Below are 18,326 nucleotides of genomic sequence, written 5' to 3'. Positions count from 1 at the left end.
GAGAGAGCGTGGCCATCAAGGAACTCCGGATTCTCCCGCCCCTGGCGATCGGCCGGCTGGGGGAAGCCACCCGGCCCATGGACAATTACGAAGTGCTCGTGGATCCGCACAATCTGCTGGCACCCCGGCAACTGCTGCCTGCCCCGACCTTCGATGTGGATCCGGACAGCGGAGCCATCACGTCGGCCGACGCCCCGCTCGCACTCCAGTTCACCGAAGACGGCATGGTCCGCCCGGTGGCACCGTTCCTGGAGGTCTGGGCACTGACCTCGGAGCCGGGCCGGGACGACGTACTGGAACCGCTGACCGTCCAGATGCTGGAGCGGTACCGCCTCGGTCCCGAGGACGTGCGCTGGTCGGTGCACGTGGCCAACCACAAGATCTACCGGCGGACGGGTGTCGAGGCCGACCGGATCGACGCCCGGGTCGGACCGATTCACGACCATGCTGTGCACGCGTTGAACGGCACGTGCCCGAACTTCTTGACGGGTAAGCAACTTCCCTTCGGGCACGTCCGGTACATCAGGCCCACGCCCGGCTTCCCCGGCATCCGGCTGCGTTTCACGCCCGCCGCCGGACTCGTCTACGGCTCCAGCGAGAAAACGCCGCCGCCCGGGACTCCGCCCGTCGAGCCGGAGCGCGACCCGAATCTGGCCGATGTCCTGTACGACGCCGACAAGGGCGGATGGCGGGGATATGCCGATAGGAGCGGGGACCCCAAGGTGACCGTTCCCGGCGGCATCTACGCCAGCGACTCCGAGTCGGCCAGCAAGGGCTATCTGGACGACGAGTGCGACGGCCTGGTCAGGGCGGAACTCACCATCGAGGGGACGCTGCTGAGCGCGTACGCGTGGATCGGCGCAGGTCCGCCGACCTACGCCCCGGACAGCTTTCCGGTCCGCTCTGTCGCCGACGAGCTGGAACAGGCCATGTTCGGTCCTGCAGTCGGCATTGATGAGATGTCCCTGGAGGCCGCCGAGGACGTGGTTCGACGTGCCTTCGACACTGTCCGGTTGATGAACACGGAGGTGATGAACGGCAACACGGTGGTCGGGGTCGGTCCCAACAACACGATGGCCAGCCAGGACACCGGCGACACCGGCCGTGCGTACGAGCCGATCATGGCTCCGTCGCTGGTCGACCGGACGGCTCTGCTGAACCTGCATCAGCAGGTGCTGACCGGTCTCCGCAGCGGCACGGCCCCATGGTTTGCCGATGTGCTGCGCGACTTCGACGAAGTCGGTGACCTGTCCGACAAGGGACGGCGCAAGATGCCGGCCCTGATGCGCGGGGCGGACGGCCGCTCACTCGCACTGACCCGCCGCCAGGTCGACATCGTCCGGAAAGCCGCCCAGCGGGCGATCTTCACGGAGAACGGTCCGGCCGGTGCCGCCACTCCGACCACCGGCCTCAGGGAGCAGGGATGACACTTCCGCAGCCCATCACCTCGATCCAGCCGACCAACCTCTCCGCACAGCTCCACTACCGGGCGCCCGGCAATCCACCGAGCACTCTGGCGGCATCGGCGATTTCCAACGCCTTCCCAGGGCTCGAATTCGACTTCCGCAACATCTGGCGCCGGATCTTCGAGGGCATCGAGCTGCATGAGGCGGACAACTACGTCGTCCGGGCCGACCCGGACCACAAGAACCTCGAACGCTGCCGGCTGCTCCGGGTGGCCGGTGAGCGGGTGATCGGCCCCCTGATGGGGCCGCAGTTCCCCAGAGGTGGGTCCGAACAGCTCAATTCAGTCAGCAATCCTGACGCCGTGACCATGCTGGAGTGGTCCAACTCTCTTGCCGGTGTTCTGGACCGTCACGTCAACCAGAAGGTGACATGTGAGTTCACCAAGGAGCCGTCCGACAATCCGGCGGGCATCCCGGAGGAACCAGCCGAACTGAGCGCGGCCGTTCAGGCAGTGGAGCTGACTGTCCGCCCGCTGTTCGCAACCAGCCAGGTGGTCAAGGATCAGCTGGCGGTGATCGACGAACAGCTGGTGCAGCCCGGGGATCTCACCCGCAGTCTCTGCTCGCCCTGGCAGAACGACTACCGTGAGTGCGCCTGCTACTACTGGGCGGCCAGTCGACCGGACTACGTCAATGTCGACGTGGACGAACAGGGCGTCAGCGTCGGCAACAACTGGCTCTCGGTGCACCGCGAGCCCAAGGGATACGTGCTCGACAGAGGCAACGACACCCGCCTCCTGACGTACGAGGACCTCTTCCGGGAATGGCAGCGGCGGCTGCGATTCGTCGTCGGCGGCCGGGACTACCCGGACACCGCGGATGAGGCCACCCGATGACCTCCTCCCGCGCCGGCTCTGCGGCCCATGACCAAGCCCGCGATTTGATTGAAATGTCCGCACCGGTCAATCCCGACCTGCATCTGTTGCGCACCGAGGTCGGTACGCACGCCCTCGTGGTCAATGGCAGCCGTCTGTTCGATCTCGACGCCGAAACCTACGAGGTCCTCGACCGCGCCCGGCAGACCAAGGACGAAGCCGGACTTTCCCGAGCGATGTCCGACCTGGGAATGGACGCGCCGCAGTTGATCGATGACAGGCCGCTCGTCGAGCCGCCGGTGCGCGCCCTGTCGCTCGCAGTGGCGCAGAAGTGCAATCTCGGCTGCACCTATTGCTACGCCCAGCAGGGCAGCTTCGGCAGCGCGCCCACCAGCATGCCGGTCGAGACCGCGCTGGAAGCCGTGGAGCTGCTCTTCAGCACTGCCGCACCGGGTGAGCGGGTGAATCTCTCGTTCCTCGGCGGCGAGCCGCTGCTCAACCGGCCCGTCATTCACGCCGCCACCGAGCAGGCGGTCCGCCTCTCGGACGAGAAGAACGTGCCCGTAACTTTCTCGATCACTACGAACGGCACGGTGGTGACGGCCGCGGACGCCGACTTCTTCGAAAGCCACGGCTTCGCGGTGACGGTGAGTCTGGACGGCACCCAGGAGGTGCACGATTCGCTGCGCCCGTACAGAGGCGGGCGCGGGAGCTTCCACAAGGTGATCTCCAATGTGACCCCGCTGCTGGCCACGCAGCGCCGTATGCAGGTCTCGGCCCGGGTCACGGTCACGCCCGACAACCTCGGCCTGAAGGACACCCTGGACGCCTTCGTCGAGCTGGGCTTCCACAGCGTCGGCTTCTCCCCCCTGCTCAACTCCCCGAACGGCCGACGCGAGCTGACCGTCGCCGACCTGGAGGTGATGCTGGGCCAGATGGTCGCATGCGGCGAGGAGTTCGAGCGACAGGTGATCGCCGGCCGCCGCTACCCGTTCGCCAACCTGGTCAACGCACTGCGCGAGCTCCACCAAGGCACGCACCGGCCCTATCCATGCGGTGCCGGGGCAGGATACCTGGGCGTCTCGGCGGAGGGTGATCTCGCCGCCTGCCATCGCTTCGTGGGAGACGCCAAGGGCGCGATGGGCAACCTGAGCCGAGGCGTGGATCGCAGCCGCCAACTGAAGTGGCTCGATGACCGGCATGTGCACCGCCAGGAGCCGTGCCGCTCGTGCTGGGCACGCTACCTGTGCGGAGGCGGTTGCCATCACGAGGTCATCGAACGCGGGCGGCCCTCCTGCCATTACATCCGCGGCTGGTTGCACTATGCCCTGGGCGCGTACCACCGCCTGCAGATCCGCCGGCCCGACTACTTCCGTCCGGTACCGGCCACCCGAGCACCGGCGTGACTGCCGGAGCGGCGTCCGGCAAGGCCGTGATCACTTCGGGAGCCGAGACCGAAGTGTGTGTCATCGGCGCCGGACCGGCGGGCGCGGTCTGTGCCAGGCGCCTGAGCGAACTGGGTCACCAGGTGCTTCTCGTGGAACGGGAGCCGTTTCCGCGCCCTCACATCGGTGAAGCGCTGACGCCTGCCGTCCGACCGCTGCTGGACAGCCTCGGGATGCTTGATGCGGTGCAAGGCGCGGGCTTCCTCTCCCCCACCGAGTCGAGCATGCGCTGGGCGGACGACCGGGTGCGACACGTCCGCCTGCCGGCACACGCGACAGGGCTCACGGTATGCCGGGGCCGCTTCGACGAACTCCTGCTGGATGCCGCCCGGTCCGCCGGCGTCGTGGTGCTCCAGCCCGCCCTCGCACGCCGTCCGCGCCGAGGGAACGGCGGCTGGGAGGTGCCGGTCACGACACCCGAGGGGCCTCAGCTCCTTCGCGCCCGATTCCTGGTCGACGCCACCGGCCGGGCACGTGTCCTCGGCGGCCGCGTGCAGCGCACCGGCCCTCGGACGATCGCCCTGCACGCAGCCTTGCGTCTCAGCCCGCGCGACGCCCCGGCAACCCGCGTGGAGGCCGGGCCGAACGGCTGGCTGTGGGGCACGCTCCTGCCGCGCGGAAGCTACCGGGCCATGGCCTTCACCGACCTGGAGCACCTGCACCGTTCGGGCGTTCGCAAGTCATCTCTGGACGGTTTCTTCCAGAACCTGCTGGCCGGCTCCGAACTGTTCCGCGGGCTCGTGGGAGACGGACCCGGGACCACGGTGGAGGTCTGCGGCGCCACCAGCTACTTCGACCCCGATCCTGTCGGTGAGGACTACATCAGACTCGGTGAGGCCGCCTTCACCATCGATCCGCTCTCCTCGTCCGGCGTGGAGAAGGCCCTGCAGACCGCCATGGCCGGTGCCGTCACCGTGCACACTCTGCTGTCCGAGGACGGCGACAGGACCGCCGCGCTGACCTTCTACCGCGACGGTCAGCGGCACTCCGTCGAGCAGCACAGGAAGTGGGCCGGTGGGTACTACGCGGAACACCGGACCCACCGGAGCAATGCTTTCTGGCGCCACCGCGCCCGCCCGCTCCCGACGCAAGGACCCGCAATCACCTCCCCCATGGACCTGGCGGACCTGATACACCGGCGCGTGCGCCTCTCGCCCGCCACCAAGCTGGTGAGCACCCCCTGCGTCGTGGGCAACCAGGTGTCGTTCCGCCCCGCACTCACCCATCCCACCCTGGCCAGACCCGTGGCCTACGTCGAGGGACTCGCAGTCGCCCCGCTCACAGATGCTTTGTCGGGCGAGTACACGCTGGCCGAGACCTTAGGAGCCTGGAGCCGCACCATGGCACCTGGGCAAGTCATGACCATCGCCACCTGGCTGCACCGTTGCGGCCTGATGGCGGCGGTCCCTTGACATCGCACGGGGCGACGGAGGGCCGGGCCGGGGCCGACGGCCGAGAACCAGGACATGGATGAACCAGGAGATCTCCTCGTTGTGCCCTTCGTACGCCTTGACCAAGCTGCAGCCGGCGGCCTGATAGACACCCGACCAGCCGGGCAGATCCGGGGGTGGCACTCCCTGCCCGCTGAGCACCTGAGCGAGGTCCTGCAGCAGGGTGTGCCGGTGATTCCCACCGGCGGGCGGGTGGTGGGTGAGGCGGCCGTAGTAGTCCTCGAGGAAGAGCAGACGGCCCGGGAACAGCTCTTTGAGCCCGGTCAGCACCTCGACGGCGCTCCGGCCGCCATCGGCGAAGAACTCGTTCGCGATGCTGCGTCCGTAGAGCGCTTGGACGTCCTCCACGTCCGGGCGCGGGGTCAGCCCTCCGAGTTCCCGGACATCGCTTCTGAGGATGCGGAGGCGGCCGCCGAGTCCGGAACGGCTGATGCGTTCGTCGGCGGCCTTCACCATGGCGTCCGAGGAGTCGGCGCCCCATCCACGGAACTCCGGGTCTGCCGTGGCGAGTTCGACGAGAAGGGTGGCTGCGCCGCAGCCCAGGTCGAACAGGGAGGTCACGCCCCAGGCCCTCAGCACCCGGGCGGTCAAAGAGGGGGAGCGTGGTTCCAGCTGTCCGAAGGCTCGTGCCAGGGAGGGGAGGTCCCTCAGCTCCGGGCCGCTCCCCGGAGCTGCGAGGACCGTGGCGGTGCCGGCGATGACTGGGCCATACGCGCCGAGGAACTTCTCCAGGTGAAACGCGGTGCGGCGGTAAGGGCGGCAGGACGGAGCCAGGCGGTAGTGGTGATCCTCCCGGACCAGCAGGTCCGTGGTCCGGTGGATGAAGTCGAGCACCGCGGACAGAAGCTGCTCGTCGAGAGCGAACTCTTCGGCAAGGGCGGGGACGTCGGCACCGTCCTCCAAGCGGGGGAGCACGCCGAGCCTGTGCAGTGCCCATACCGTCTGGGAACAGTAGAACCCCTCGATCACGTCCATGGCGTCCCGTCGCGTCGTCATGTCAGACACGGGCCGTCTCACGGGGTTCGTCGTACTCGCCGTGTTCCTCGCGCTCGGCGGGTTCCCTCTGCCTGAGGACGCCGAGAGCGAGCAGATGATCGAGAAGCTGGTCGAGCGGCTCCGCTTCGGCGCCCCGAACACCGAGGTACCGCACGATCTCCGCTCTGCTTCGCGGTGCCTCGAGGAACGCGAGGAGATGCAGGGAGTCCTCGCTCATCACCATGTACCGCATGGTTTGTCCGTCGCTGCCCGGGAGCAGGAGGCCGTGGCCCCGCCGCGTGCGCAGCGAGTGCGGAACCTTCACCGGTTCCGGGGTCGTGGCCGAGGTCAGCAGGTCCAGGATTTCGGGGCACGCGTGAATGTCCCTCAGCACGGCGGCCCGAGGAGAGGTCTGCACCAGCGGGTCGGCCGAGCGGGAGGGCGCATCCGGTCGGTCCGGTCCGTCACCGTAACGTCCCCGCGCCGGATCGGTGGCTGCGAGCATGTAGCGCACCAGGGAGAGCAGGTAGTCCTCCGCGCCCCACCGGGCGCAGAGGTACGCCTGTACCAGCTCTGCCGTATCCGAAGGGGCGTTCGGTGCGGTGCGCTCCCAGGAGATCAAGTCGTCGAAGAACCTGCTGAGGCTGTTGTCGTATCGCGACAGCAGGTGGCGTTGCACTGCGCGTCCGAGTCTGCACAGGACCCGGTAGGCGGACGTGACGAGGATGTGGCGATGCCTGGGCAGGACGCTCCGGTAGTAGTGGTGGTTGACGAAGACTTCGGGGTCCAGCCGGGTGATCTCCGCGTCGTCCGCCTCAAGGGTCGGGAGGTTGAAGTCGGAGATGTGGCCGTCGTAGGCCAGTCGGTCCCGGTACCGGTCGAGCAGTTCGGTTCCCGGTTCCGGCGTGAGGAGGTGCAACTGAGTGGCGAGCATTACGGGTTGCCGGATCCATGCCGCCCCGATGAGGTCCAGGGTTTCCGCCTGGTCGGCTTCGGTTTCCTGCGGGTACCCCGTGATGAAGGAGGCCACCGCTTCCATTCCGGCCTCGCGGGTCGCGCCGAGTGTCGGCCAGAACAGGCCGAGGTCGAGGCGCTTGGCTACTTCCTTCTGCATACGCGGGGACCCGGTCTCGACGCCGTAGTAGATGGAGCGGCAGCCGGCCTGTCCCATGGCCCGGAGGAGGTCGCTGTCGACACAGTCCATCCGTGCGGAGCAGGTCCAAGTGTAGCCTCGGGGCGCCACCTCTTCGCAGAATTCCCGGACTTTCCCCTTGTTCACCGTGAAGAGGTCGTGGGTCAGTGCGAAGTGCGTGATTCCGTAGGCGTCGTGCAAGCGGTCCAGGTCGGCGCAGAGCCTTTCCGCGGACTTCAGCCGGTAGCGGCGGCCGAAGAAGCTCGCTGTCGAGCAGAAGGTGCAGGCGAAGGGACATCCGCGGCCCGCCTCCACCCGGATAGTCGTCAGCCCTGCCTGTGCCAGGGGGTAGTGGTCGTAGGAGGCGGGCGGGAGTGCGTCGAGGTCGGTGACCAGGGGCGCGTCGGGGGCCCGGTGAATGTCGTGCCCGTTGCGGTGGGTGATGCCGAGCAGACCGGAGAACCGCCGGGAGTGGAGTCTGTCGAGGAGAGGCGGCAGGGTGAGTTCGGCCTCTCCGCGTACGACCAGGTCGAACTGCGGGTAGCGCTGGAGCACCGGCACGTCGAGGATGCTCGCGTGCGGGCCGCCCAGGAGAATCGGCAGGTCGGGGGCCAGGCGTTTGAGGTGCGCCGCGACTTTCGCCGTGGCCATGAAATTGCAGCCGAGGCTTGTCATTCCGACGGCGTCCGGCCGTGAGGCGAGGACGTCGTCGGCGATGCGCTCGTACAAAGATGCGTCCAGCGCCAGCCTGCCTGAACTGACGCCCAGTTTGGGATCGACCAGAGTCCCTTCATGCCCTGCTTGGTGCACAACGGCAAGCAGGGAGATGAGCCCGAGATGGGGCTGGAGGTCGAAGTGGTACCCCTCGGGTCTCTCCTCCAGCAGAAGGTTGTCGACAAAGGTGACCCGCATCTCTACCCCACTTCTCTCGCCGGGCTGTCGACCAGCAGCACGAGCCCTTGGTGCACCGCACCGTCAAGGACGCGGGCCAGATGGGTGCGACCGGCCTCCGGCAGGACGGCCCGGCTCTCGTCAAGGACGTCGTCGACCGATCGGTGGCCGTCGACAGCGGACAGAACAGCGGCGGTTGCCGTGTCCACCGTGAGAACGGAGACCGTTTGCTCGCTCGTGCGTCCCCAGTAGCAGAAACAGACGGCCTTCGGCTCGAGGTGTGCGAGAGCGCTGCCACCGTCCTGGAGGCGGGCCGCAATCTCCAGCGGGTCGTGGTCCAGTGCGGCGACGCGGATGACATCACAGGCGACGACCACGCGCTGATCGCGCTGATCGAGTGAGCCGGCACGGACCTCACGGGCAGCCGGCCGAACCGGGGCGGAGCGACGGTGCCCGAGAACCTCCTGTGTCACCTCCCACTGCAGACGCTCATGGATCAGGACATCCAGAAGGCCGGGGCAGTTCGCCCTCGCCGAATCCCGGAGACGGCGCTCCAGAAACCTCAGGAAGCGTGCCGCCTTCTCTGCCCGGGAAGGCTTGCCGGCCCGGCACATTTCCACATAGTGAGCGCGGTAGTCCGCGAACGTCTCGAGTTCGATGCCGTAATACCTGAGCAGGGCCCGTGTCCGCGGAAAGGTGTCCCACAGGTCATTGTGCTGGACCTTGGTGACGAAGCCGGCGAACAGACGCACCTGCCCGACATCGAGCGTTCCGATGGCGGCCCGGGTCTCCTCGTCGACCGGCAGCGCTGTCAATTCCCTTTGCGGGTCCCGTGCGAGCCGGTCGAGATACCCGGGTTCCAGCAGGCACCGGGCGACGACCGAGTTCACGGCCCTGCTCACTTCCGTCGGCACGCGTCGATCACATCCCGGGTGCGGGCGATCTCTTCCAGCAGAGCGCCCACGGGGAAACGAGAAGACCAGTTGTACTCCAGCGTCACAGCACGTACGGGCGAACGCTCGACAACCATCGCGAGCAACTCCAGCTCCACGTCCGGCGCCCGGCTCGCGTGATTGTCCCACCACCCTCCCGCCTCTTCGGAGAACCCCGAGATATGTACCTCCACCACTCGGTCCAGGGGAAACCGGGCCAGCTCGGCCAGCGGGTCGTACCCAACTGTCCGGGACGTGATGCAGAAGTGCGCGAGATCGAGAAGCAGGCCGACTTGCGAGCGGGCAGCCACCTCTGAGATGAATTCGACCTGGCTCATGGTGGAGCCGGGCATGGAAAAATAAACAGGCGGGTTCTCAATGATCAACGGGACACTGAATCTGGACGCCGCGCGCTCCAGCGACCGGACCACCGATTCAACGGTCTCGAGGTTCATCGGAGGGCTGACCGTGTATCCGATGTTCCAGGGTTCACCCGGGGCATAGACATCGGCCGAGAAGTCGGTGTGCGCCCGCTCGGCCGTGATGAAGGAAAGGTGTTCGCCGACCCATGGGGTCCGGGTTTCCCCGACCCACTCCTCGATGCTGCTCATGACGGCTGCCGTCGGTGGCACCGAACCTGCGAGGGAGAGGCTGGCGCAGTGCAGCACCGTAGGAGTCCCACCCAGTGCCTTCGCGACCGTCGGGTCATGACGGAGCAGCTCGAAAGGGACCTCCACGTAGTCCAGAAGTCCGGGGTGCCGGCTGATGAGGCCTGGGGTGGTACGGCTGTACGCGACTCCGATTCCGGGGCCGGCCGGAACTGCAGGGCTCGGCACGATTTTCGCTGTTCCGGGTTCAGTCGACGAGGACGCCGTCTCCGCCCAGTTCGCGAATCTCGGTCAGGTTGGTCACGGAGACCTCGCTGAACGAGATCCGCACCTCACCCGACTTTTCCAGGCACCGCTGTGCCTGTTCACGATGCTCGGGCGTGAGTGAGAACACCACGGACGCCGGAGTGACGACCACCTGTGCCGCGTCTTCGTATTTGGCCATACCTGATTCTTCGGCGATATGCGGCGCACCTGTCAAGTCAATCACCATCGAATGACCCGTCTGGACGAATGAACCTCCTCCATTCGGACGGCCGGTCTCACCGTTGGTCACTTCGGCGTGCTGGTCCGCAAAGGTTCGTGCACGCTGGATCGGGGGCGAGTGGACGGAAGCGGGCGTCCCAAGGACCACTGGATCGGGGCCACCGCGGCCGCAGTCTGCTGCACTAAACGGGAGAACAGCATGATCGGGACCCCCGAACCCTTCGACGAGAACGCCGAGAACGCAGGGCAGCCGCAGCTCCCAGGGTGCCCCGAGAATGCGGCCGCCGCACTGAAGCAGATGTTCGTCGACATGACCCAGGGCGAGCGAATATCCCGTGGCCAGGACCCCGTCAAACGGCCGGTATTCCTCAAACCGCACGGTGTGGCCCGTGGAGTGCTCACGGTCTCCCCCGATCTGCCACCCGAACTGCGCCTCGGGTTCCTGCAATGCGCCCATGAACGGGCTGACGGGCTGACCGCCTGGGTACGTTTCTCCAGCGACACCGTTCCCGGCGTTCCCGATCTGAAGACCACCCTCGGTCTCGGCATCAAGCTGTTCGGAGTGCCCGGCCCGAAGCTGCTGGAAGGCGAGGACGAGGCCGGCACCCAGGACCTGCTGCTGCAGAACCATGACGTCTTCTTCGTCGACACGGCCCAGGACATGTGCGAGTTCACCAGGGCCGGTGCCGTCGACGGCAACTACGAGCCGTACCTGCAGGCTCACCCGATCACCCGGGAAATCCTCGACGCGATGGCCAAGCCCGAGGAGAGCGTGCTGACGGCCACGTACTGGGGCGTGCTGCCCTACGCCTTCGGCCCTGACCGCTTCGTCAAGTACAAACTCGTTCCCGCAGGTTGTGAGCCCGGCGACCCAGCGGCGGTGCCGGCCGACGAGGATCCCACGTATCTCGGCGCCGACCTGCGACACCGGCTCGCGGCGGGAACTGCGGCCTTCGACCTGATGCTCCAGTTCCGCACCGACCCGCAGCGCATGCCGCTGGACCGGGCCACCGTGCGCTGGGAGGAGTCCGGGAGTGCGCCGGTGAAAGTGGCCCGGCTGACCCTCCGAAAGCAGGACGTCACCGTCCGGGGCCAGGCCGCCTACGGCGAGAACCTCGCTTACAACCCGTGGCACAGCCTCGCCGAGCACCGCCCGGTGGGCAGCATTGCCGAAGTGCGCAAGACCGTCTACCGCGCCTCGGCCGAACAACGCCGCGACGTGAACGGCATCCCGGCGACCGAGCCCGGCCCCGCCCGCCCGCCGGTCACGCCGCCGCCCGGACGCGACACCAGGATCGTCAGGGCGGCCGTGCACCCCGCGATCGGAGTGGCCCGGGTCGGCGACAGCATGGACGAGTACGTCCTCGGCCCCGAGGTCGACCATCCGGCCGCGCAGCCCACCGGGAGCTACAAGGATGCCACCGGCGCCCTGAAGCGCCAGGCCGTCCGCTTCCGGGTCTACGGCTACAACGCCGCCGGCGAGCCGGTCGCCGAGCTGACCGCCGACAACGCGGACCTGCGCTGGACCGTCCACGTCGCCAACGTGAAGGCCGCCTGGTACCAGTTCCAGCTGGCCCTCGACATCCCGGAGGCGGCCGGCACCATGGACAGCAACCTGCGCAACCCCAAGGTCCCGGCCGCCCAGCGCAAACGCCTGGCCATCAATCCCGGGCCCCGATCGGTGCGCGGCCGCAACCGCTCCGGCAAGGCCGAATACCGCTTCGACACCGGCACCTTCCTGGAACGACCCGTCTACCTGGGCGAACTGCGCACCGACGACAGCGGTCGGCTGGTCTTCCTGGGCGGCCGGGGTGTCTCGGCCTCGGTCACCGATACTCCCGCCGGCGACTTCGCCAACAACGACGGCTGGTACGACGACGTCTCGGACGGCCCGGTCACCGCGGAAGTCAGCATCGCGGGGCGGTCCATCCCGGTCGACCCGGGCTGGGTGGTGACCGCGCCGCCCAACTACGCACCCGAACTCACCTCGGTGCGCACGATGTACGACCTGGTGCGCGACGCCTTCGTCACCGCCGGGCTCCTCCCCGAACCGCAGCAGGTCTCGTTCACCCGTGACGTGCTGCCCGTACTGCGTCGGCTGTGCGGGCTTCAGTGGGTCAACCAGGGGCTGGCCGCCCAGTTCGGGCACGGCGGACGCGAGCACTTCCTCGACCCCGACCGGCTCGCCAAGCTGGCGGATCCCTCCCCCGTCCACCAGGAGCTGCGCTCCCAGGTCTGGCTCTCGATGCGCGACTACGATCGTGACGGCACGTCGCCCGTGCCGTGGCCGGCGGTCTACGGCGACGCGATGAACCTACCGCCCCAGACCGTACGCCAGCACGTGGCGCTCTCCCCGCTCCAGTACCGCCTCCTGGAGCGCTGGGCCGGCGGAAACTTCGTCGCCGACTACGACCCGCAGGCCGTGCCACCCGCCTCCCTCGACGACGTCCCGTTCTCCCAGAGGCCCCAGACCCTCGACCGGGCGGCCCTGTCGTTCTGCCTCGCCGACGCCTTCCACCCCGGCTGCGAGCTCACCTGGCCGATGCGCCACACCACCCTGTACAGCAGCCCGTTCCGGGTACGCCACCGCGATCCGCTCGCGCCGAAGCCGCCGTCCTACGGCCTGACACTCACCCCGAAGGAGGCGCTCTCCTTCGACGGCCCGCTCTACGCCCAGGGCCCCGGCCACCTGACCCGGTGGATGGCCGTGCCCTGGCAGACCGACACCGCAAGTTGCAGGTCCGGCTACGAACGACTCTACGGATTTGGCCACTACGACCCGTACCTCCCCACTTTCTGGCCGGCCCGAGTGCCCAACCACGTGCTCGCCGAGGATGAGTACGACATCGTCGTCGACACCTCCCGCCCCATGGCGGAGCGCCTGGCCGCGTTCGAGAAGCGGCGGACCTGGCTCCGCTGGCTCCCCACGGGAAACGAGGCAACCATGAACGCCATGGTGACGGACTTCGGCAAGCTCGGTGTCGTCGAGCGGCGTCCCGGACCCACCGACGATCCCCGCTTCCCGGCGGAGATGCTGGTCGAGTCCGAGGTCAGCTTCCCGCGTGAGCCCGCCCCGCCGGCCCGGCGCAACCTGGTCACGGTGCACGTTCCCCTCGGCGCCGACCCGGTCCACGGCCCGGCCGCCATGGCCACTGCAGTCACCATGGCAGACCTGCCCGACGAGGAGGTTTCGGCAGGCTTCATCGCGAAAGTCAAACGCTTCCGGCCGAGTCCGTGACCGCGCCCGTGCGCCCGCCCGGACAGGCCGACGCGGCTGTGGCAGGCAGCGGCCCGGCGGGCGCCGTAGCGGCACTGGTCATGGCGAGGGCCGGCTACCGGGTCCTGCTCCTCGACGATGGCGGGCATTCCTCGCCGCGCGCGGGCCAAGCCGGGTTCAAGATCGGGGAGTCCCTGCCACCCGCCGCCCGCCCGCTGTTGCGCGACCTCGGGCTGCTGGACGGCTTTCTGGCCGCCGGGCATCCGAGGTCCACGGGAATCTACAGTGCTTGGGGTTCAGAGGAGCTGCACGGCCGCAGCCACCTGTTCGACCCGTACGGGCACGGCTGGCACCTCGACAGACTCCGCTTCGACGCCTTCCTGCGGGACGCGGCCGTCGCGGCAGGCGCCGAACTGCGGCGGGCCACGGTGCTGGACCAGCTCGGCAGGCGCCTGATCGTCCGTGAGCGAGGCACCGCCACCGTGACGGAGTTGCACTGTCGCTGGACGGTCGATGCCACTGGTCGGCGCTGCGTCATCGGCCGCCGGCACGGCCATCGCCGCCGGCAGGACCGGCTCGTCACCGCGTACACCGTGTTCCGCGACCGTCACCCCGCGGACCAGCACCGGGAGCACCGGGAGGACGTTGAGGCGCGCACCCTTGTCGAGGCGGCGCCCCACGGCTGGTGGTACACCACCCGAATCCCGGCCGGACGCCTGGTCGCCTATCTGACCGACCCCGACCTAGCCGACCCCTCCCTCCGTACCCCCCAGGGCTTCTGGCGCGGAGTTGCCCGAACCGGCCACGTGTACCGCCGGCTGGAGGGCTACGACCCCGCCTCTGCTCCCGTGCCGTGCTGGGCACCCGCCCACGGCCTGCAGCTGTCCCCCGCCGCAGGCCCGGGCTGGGTGGCGGCCGGGGATGCGGCCCTCGCCTTCGACCCGCTCTCTTCGCAGGGCATCCTCACGGCGCTGCACACCGGTGCCCGTGCCGGACAGACCGTGGCCGCGTGTCTGGCCGACGCGGGCCGGACGGCCGATGAGCTTGCCGACTACACAGAGTTCCTGGAGGGCATCGCGGCTGCCTACCGCAGACATCATGCGTACGCGTACGACCAGGAGCAACGCTGGCCCTCCAGCCCCTTCTGGCGACGACGTCGCACGGGAGTGAAGGCCCTGCCCGGCATTGCCTGAAAGGGGCCGGAACACGCATCTACACGCGCCTAAGCGAAACCACTCGTTCCGGCAGCGTCTGCGATCCGCTCGCGCGGCAGGGTCACCCGACCGGCCGTAGGGTGGAACAGAGGATTCATGTCGCCCGATTCATGTCGCTATGAGGAGGTCGATCATGGCGCCTGACGTGAACCTGGATGCAGTCGAAGTCACCCAGACAGTGCAGGACCTGAACCATTCCGTACCCTTGATCGCGGGTAAGTCCACGGTGGTCCGGCTCTACCTCAGTTGCGATTCCGCGCCCGGAGTCACCGTGCGCGGCGAGATTTCGGTGAGCCGGTCGCCGGCCGATACCGCCTCCGTGGTCTCCTCCCTCGGCACGGTCTTCCTGGATCCCTCACTGGCGGGAAACGTCCCCCAATGCCGTAATGATGTGAGACTCAGCCTCAACTTCCGTCTCCCTGAGGCACATACTGCAATGGGGCCGCTGCACATACGGGTGGCGAATGTCGTCGACACGGCAACCGGCGAGTCCCTGACGGTCACGGGAACCCAGAGCCCGACGAGCGTTCAATTCCGGTCGTCCCCGCCTCTGCGGGTACGGATCCTGGGACTGCGCTACCACTCGGGCACACCCCCCGTCGTCCACGCGCCCAGGACACTGGATTTCCAGGGCCTGATCTCCTGGCTGAAGCGCGCCTACCCGGTGAGCCGGGTCATCAGTTCAACCGCCATTGTCGACGCAAACGCATCGCCCCCCTTCCAGTACGGCACCGCCAACGCCCAGCTTGCGGCCCTCCGCGCCCTGGACATCAGTGAAGGCGCCGACCCACGCACCCACTATTACGGGATGGTGGGCGACGGAGGCTTCTTCATGCGCGGGGGTGCTGCGGGGATTCCCACGGCCCCGGACCCCGGAACAGTCGCTTCGGGCCCGGCGGGGCCCGCCGACTTCGGCTGGGACTTCGATGGCACATATGGCGACTGGTACGGGGCACACGAGCTCGCACACACATTCGGACGCCTGCATCCGGGCTACTGCAATCAGACTGAAGATGATCTCCAGAACTATCCCTTCGAGCAGGGACTCATCTCCGACACCAACCACGGATTCGTCGGATTCGACGTGGGCGACCCCGCTCTGAACATACCCATGGCAGCCCTTCCGGGACTGCGGTGGCACGATGTGATGACGTACTGCAACTTCCAGTGGCTGAGCTCGTACACCTACGAAGGGGTGCGCAACAGGCTCGTCGCGGAGGACGGCACAGCCGGAGCCCCCACCGGGGGTGCTTCCCCGACGGGCGCCACGGCACCCGGCGGATCCGGCGGGCGACCGGACGAGCGGTTCCCGGTGCGCCCTGTCGTCAGCTCCCCCGAGGCGGCTTCCCCCGCCGGGGGTGCAGCCGGCGGTGCAGCCAGGGGTGCAGCCGGCCCGGATGCCCACGCCGACAAATACGTCAGTGTCGTCGCGCGGGCCAACCTCACCACCGGGCAGGGCAGCATCCAGTTCGTCAATCCGGTATCCGCCCTGGCCGCGCCGTCCGGACAATCCGCGGCGGGTGGCGAGACGACGGCGATCCTGCGGGTGATCCAGGCAGGCGGTGCCGCACCACGCGAGTACCCGGTCAAAGTCAAGGTCGACTCCGAACTCGAGCCGGACGATGACCGTACCGGGCTTGTCGATGCGGTGGTCCCCATCGGACCACAAGCGGAGGCCATCGAGTTGGTGATCGCAGGAGAGCCCGTCGACGTCTTTCAGGCATCGGGCCCGCCGCCCGCTCTGCGTGCCACCCGGCACACCGGCACCGAGGAAGGGGCCATGGGGCTGGCCCTGGAATTCGACCGGGGACTCGAAGAAGAGGCCCCGACCACGACCTACTCCGCTCAAGTCAGCACCGACGGCGGCACCACCTGGCGAACCATTGCCGTAGGCATGCGCGACCCCGTGATTCATGTCGACCGCGGGCAGTTCCGTCCAGGGGACAACGTCCAAGTGCGCATCATCACCACGAACGGATTCACGAGTTCGTCAGCAGTCACCGAGTCGTTCCGGGTGTAGCAGCTGCAAGCAGCGTCCGTGTGTCCGCCCACCGGCACGTCGGCTACTTCATGGGCCGATCTCGAACCGGGGCGGCTTGAGGCCGGTGAGGCATCCGGTTTTCGGGGCGGTCGGGTTGTCGAAGAAGGAGACGGTGATCTCTTGGGCGCACCGTGACGTGGCGAACACCACGTGGGGCTCGTAGGGGACCGTGACGACGGTGGCGCGGCTCAGCGTGCGGGCGACGTACGGTCCGCTGGCCGCCCCGGTCTGGGAGTCGAAGCCGCCCGACAAGGCGAGGGTGGGGATGTCGCTCCGCGTGACGTTCCGGATCGAGGGCGGCGCCGCGGGGACGTTCCAGACGTGGCAGTCCGGACGGAGGAAGGTCAGCTGCGGGGCTTGGGCCAGTACCGAGCGGGGGAACGACGGGAACGCTTCCCGCCCGCCCCGGATCGCCTCGGCCTGGCTCTCGTACGGTACCCACTCACTGCAGAAGATGCCGTAGGCGAGCCCGTGGGCCACCCTGCCGAAGGCCTGGGGGCTGAGTTTGCCGCCCGCCCACTGCTCGGCGATCCGCTGCGGTTTGCCGTGGGCCAGCTCGTCGAGGGAGCGGGGTACGCCCTCCGCCACGTGGGTGGCGGAGGTCATCCAGTTCACCAGGGCTCCGCCGTCCAGTACGACTTTCACCGGCTCCGGGTGGCCGGGGACCCTGACGGTGGTGGTGACCGGGTGGGCTTCGAGTTCACGGACGAGGCGTTCGAAGGTGGCGGACAGGTTCGGATAGCGCCGGTTGCACGCGGAGTCCTCCGCGCAGGCCTTGAACAGGCCGTCGAAGCCCTGCCGGGCACTGCTCCAGGTCAGCGCCGAGCCCGCCGTGGACGGCGGCAGGATGCCGTCGATGCCGACCGACCGGATTCCGTGGGGATGCTGGCGCATGTAGATGAGCGCCAGGTGGGTGCCGTAGGAGATGCCGAATACGTTCCACCGGTCGATGCCCAGCGCGACGCGCAGGTCCGCGTAGTCGGCGGCGCTCTCGGTGTCGTTGTAGGCGCTGAGGTCGGCGCCCCGGCCCGCCAGCCGGTCGCGGCAGGCCTTCGTGGCCTTGACGTGCAGGCGCTCGGTGGACGGCGCGTCGTAGACGAGGCCGACCGCGCGTGCGTTGAAGCGGTCGATGTTGGGGCAGAGGAGCGCCGGGTCGGCCGAGTACGTACCGCGCTGGGACATGAGAATCACGTCCCGGTCGCGGTTCAGGCCGCCCTCGATCGCCATCTTCGCCTCCCCGACGGCGTCGTCGCCGGGGCCGCCGGCGAGCCACACGATCGGGTCGGGCTTCGGTTCGGCGGCCGCCGCCGGCACGACGGCGACACCGAGGGTGATCCGCCGACCGCCCGGCTTGGCGCGGTTCTCGGGCACGGTGAGCGTTCCGCAGCGGGCCTTTTCGAGCTCGGCTATCGGCTCCGGTGTCTTCGGGCAGGGGCCCGGCTCGAAGCGGGCATCACCCTCCGTCCGGGCGACTGTGCCGATCGCTGCTCCGGTGAAGGTGCCGTTGCCGGTGCCGGTGCCGGTGCGCTGTTCTGCGTGTGCGGGCGTCGCGAGCAAGCCGCCGACGAGGATTCCGGTCACCAGCGCGGCCGGCGCGGCGTGGAGCCGGCGCAGGGTACGGCGACGGCGGGGTGCGTGGTCGAGTGTCATCTG

Annotated in this window: 13 protein-coding genes; 7 read left to right on the top strand and 6 right to left on the bottom strand. The window is 68.4% G+C overall.

Annotated features, from left to right (window positions below):
- The first annotated feature begins 8 nt into the window (after positions 1 to 8).
- The 4 genes from AS857_RS15490 to qhpG are packed head-to-tail and all read left to right on the top strand — an operon-like array spanning position 9 to position 5,138.
- Complete coding sequence (locus tag AS857_RS15490; RefSeq protein ID WP_058043673.1) at positions 9 to 1,427, top strand: hypothetical protein; 1,419 nt, start codon at positions 9 to 11, stop codon at positions 1,425 to 1,427.
- The gene (locus AS857_RS15485) at positions 1,424 to 2,302 is read left to right on the top strand and encodes a LodA/GoxA family CTQ-dependent oxidase (RefSeq protein ID WP_058043672.1); all 879 of its coding nucleotides are present in this window, start codon (positions 1,424 to 1,426) and stop codon (positions 2,300 to 2,302) included. The genes AS857_RS15490 and AS857_RS15485 overlap by 4 nt, the downstream gene beginning before the upstream one ends.
- Positions 2,299 to 3,687 (top strand): radical SAM/SPASM domain-containing protein, encoded by a 1,389-nt coding sequence (locus tag AS857_RS15480; protein ID WP_107105587.1) that lies wholly within the window; start codon positions 2,299 to 2,301, stop codon positions 3,685 to 3,687. Before AS857_RS15485 ends, AS857_RS15480 begins: the two co-directional genes overlap by 4 nt.
- On the top strand, positions 3,684 to 5,138 hold the full coding sequence (gene qhpG / locus AS857_RS15475; protein WP_058043670.1) for a flavin-dependent monooxygenase QhpG: 1,455 nt from the start codon (positions 3,684 to 3,686) through the stop codon (positions 5,136 to 5,138). Before AS857_RS15480 ends, qhpG begins: the two co-directional genes overlap by 4 nt.
- On the opposite strand, the gene AS857_RS15470 is transcribed toward qhpG, so the two are convergent.
- The 5 genes from AS857_RS15470 to AS857_RS39570 are packed head-to-tail and all read right to left on the bottom strand — an operon-like array spanning position 5,046 to position 10,271.
- Positions 5,046 to 6,173, bottom strand: coding sequence for a methyltransferase domain-containing protein (locus AS857_RS15470; protein WP_144440830.1), 1,128 nt, complete (start codon positions 6,171 to 6,173; stop codon positions 5,046 to 5,048). The genes qhpG and AS857_RS15470 overlap by 93 nt on opposite strands.
- 1 nt (position 6,174) lies before the next feature.
- Positions 6,175 to 8,196: a B12-binding domain-containing radical SAM protein gene (locus AS857_RS15465; protein WP_079110364.1), complete on the bottom strand. Its 2,022-nt coding sequence runs from the start codon at positions 8,194 to 8,196 to the stop codon at positions 6,175 to 6,177.
- 2 nt (positions 8,197 to 8,198) lie between these two features.
- Positions 8,199 to 9,065 carry a hypothetical protein gene (locus tag AS857_RS15460; protein WP_144440829.1) on the bottom strand — a complete coding sequence of 289 codons (867 nt, stop codon included), beginning with the start codon at positions 9,063 to 9,065 and terminating at the stop codon, positions 8,199 to 8,201.
- Positions 9,066 to 9,073: 8 nt separating this feature from the next.
- On the bottom strand, positions 9,074 to 9,943 hold the full coding sequence (apyH, locus tag AS857_RS15455; RefSeq protein ID WP_160330237.1) for a multinuclear non-heme iron-dependent oxidative enzyme ApyH: 870 nt from the start codon (positions 9,941 to 9,943) through the stop codon (positions 9,074 to 9,076).
- A gap of 19 nt (positions 9,944 to 9,962) precedes the next feature.
- Entirely contained in the window at positions 9,963 to 10,271 is a 309-nt protein-coding gene (locus tag AS857_RS39570; RefSeq protein ID WP_144440828.1) for an ApyA family aminopyruvatide-related RiPP, read from the bottom strand.
- A 129-nt stretch (positions 10,272 to 10,400) separates the two neighbouring features.
- Between AS857_RS39570 and AS857_RS15445 the strand changes: the two genes are divergently transcribed.
- From AS857_RS15445 to AS857_RS15435, 3 genes are all read left to right on the top strand, one after another.
- Positions 10,401 to 13,439 (top strand): LodA/GoxA family CTQ-dependent oxidase, encoded by a 3,039-nt coding sequence (locus AS857_RS15445; RefSeq protein ID WP_058043664.1) that lies wholly within the window; start codon positions 10,401 to 10,403, stop codon positions 13,437 to 13,439.
- Positions 13,436 to 14,611, top strand: a complete 1,176-nt coding sequence (locus AS857_RS15440; RefSeq protein ID WP_079110362.1) for a tryptophan 7-halogenase — start codon at positions 13,436 to 13,438, stop codon at positions 14,609 to 14,611. Before AS857_RS15445 ends, AS857_RS15440 begins: the two co-directional genes overlap by 4 nt.
- 154 nt (positions 14,612 to 14,765) lie before the next feature.
- Entirely contained in the window at positions 14,766 to 16,652 is a 1,887-nt protein-coding gene (locus tag AS857_RS15435) for a hypothetical protein (protein WP_144440827.1), read from the top strand.
- A 48-nt stretch (positions 16,653 to 16,700) separates the two neighbouring features.
- Here AS857_RS15435 and AS857_RS15430 read toward each other — a convergent pair whose 3' ends face one another.
- The gene (locus AS857_RS15430; RefSeq protein WP_058043662.1) at positions 16,701 to 18,323 is read right to left on the bottom strand and encodes an alpha/beta fold hydrolase; all 1,623 of its coding nucleotides are present in this window, start codon (positions 18,321 to 18,323) and stop codon (positions 16,701 to 16,703) included.
- Positions 18,324 to 18,326: the final 3 nt, after the last annotated feature.

It is taken from the genome of Streptomyces roseifaciens (genome assembly GCF_001445655.1).
GTDB lineage: Bacteria > Actinomycetota > Actinomycetes > Streptomycetales > Streptomycetaceae > Streptomyces > Streptomyces aureoversilis.
Note: the sequence above shows the minus strand (reverse complement) of the source record. Positions and strands in the feature narration are given on the sequence as shown.

Coding starts and splice junctions, on each gene's coding strand:
- AS857_RS15470 (WP_144440830.1), bottom strand. CDS start 6,173: ATGACGACGCGACGGGACGCCATGGACGTGATCGAGGGGTTCTACTGT.
- AS857_RS15430 (WP_058043662.1), bottom strand. CDS start 18,323: ATGACACTCGACCACGCACCCCGCCGTCGCCGTACCCTGCGCCGGCTC.
- AS857_RS15435 (WP_144440827.1), top strand. CDS start 14,766: ATGGCGCCTGACGTGAACCTGGATGCAGTCGAAGTCACCCAGACAGTG.
- AS857_RS15485 (WP_058043672.1), top strand. CDS start 1,424: ATGACACTTCCGCAGCCCATCACCTCGATCCAGCCGACCAACCTCTCC.
- AS857_RS15445 (WP_058043664.1), top strand. CDS start 10,401: ATGATCGGGACCCCCGAACCCTTCGACGAGAACGCCGAGAACGCAGGG.
- AS857_RS15465 (WP_079110364.1), bottom strand. CDS start 8,196: ATGCGGGTCACCTTTGTCGACAACCTTCTGCTGGAGGAGAGACCCGAG.
- AS857_RS15480 (WP_107105587.1), top strand. CDS start 2,299: ATGACCTCCTCCCGCGCCGGCTCTGCGGCCCATGACCAAGCCCGCGAT.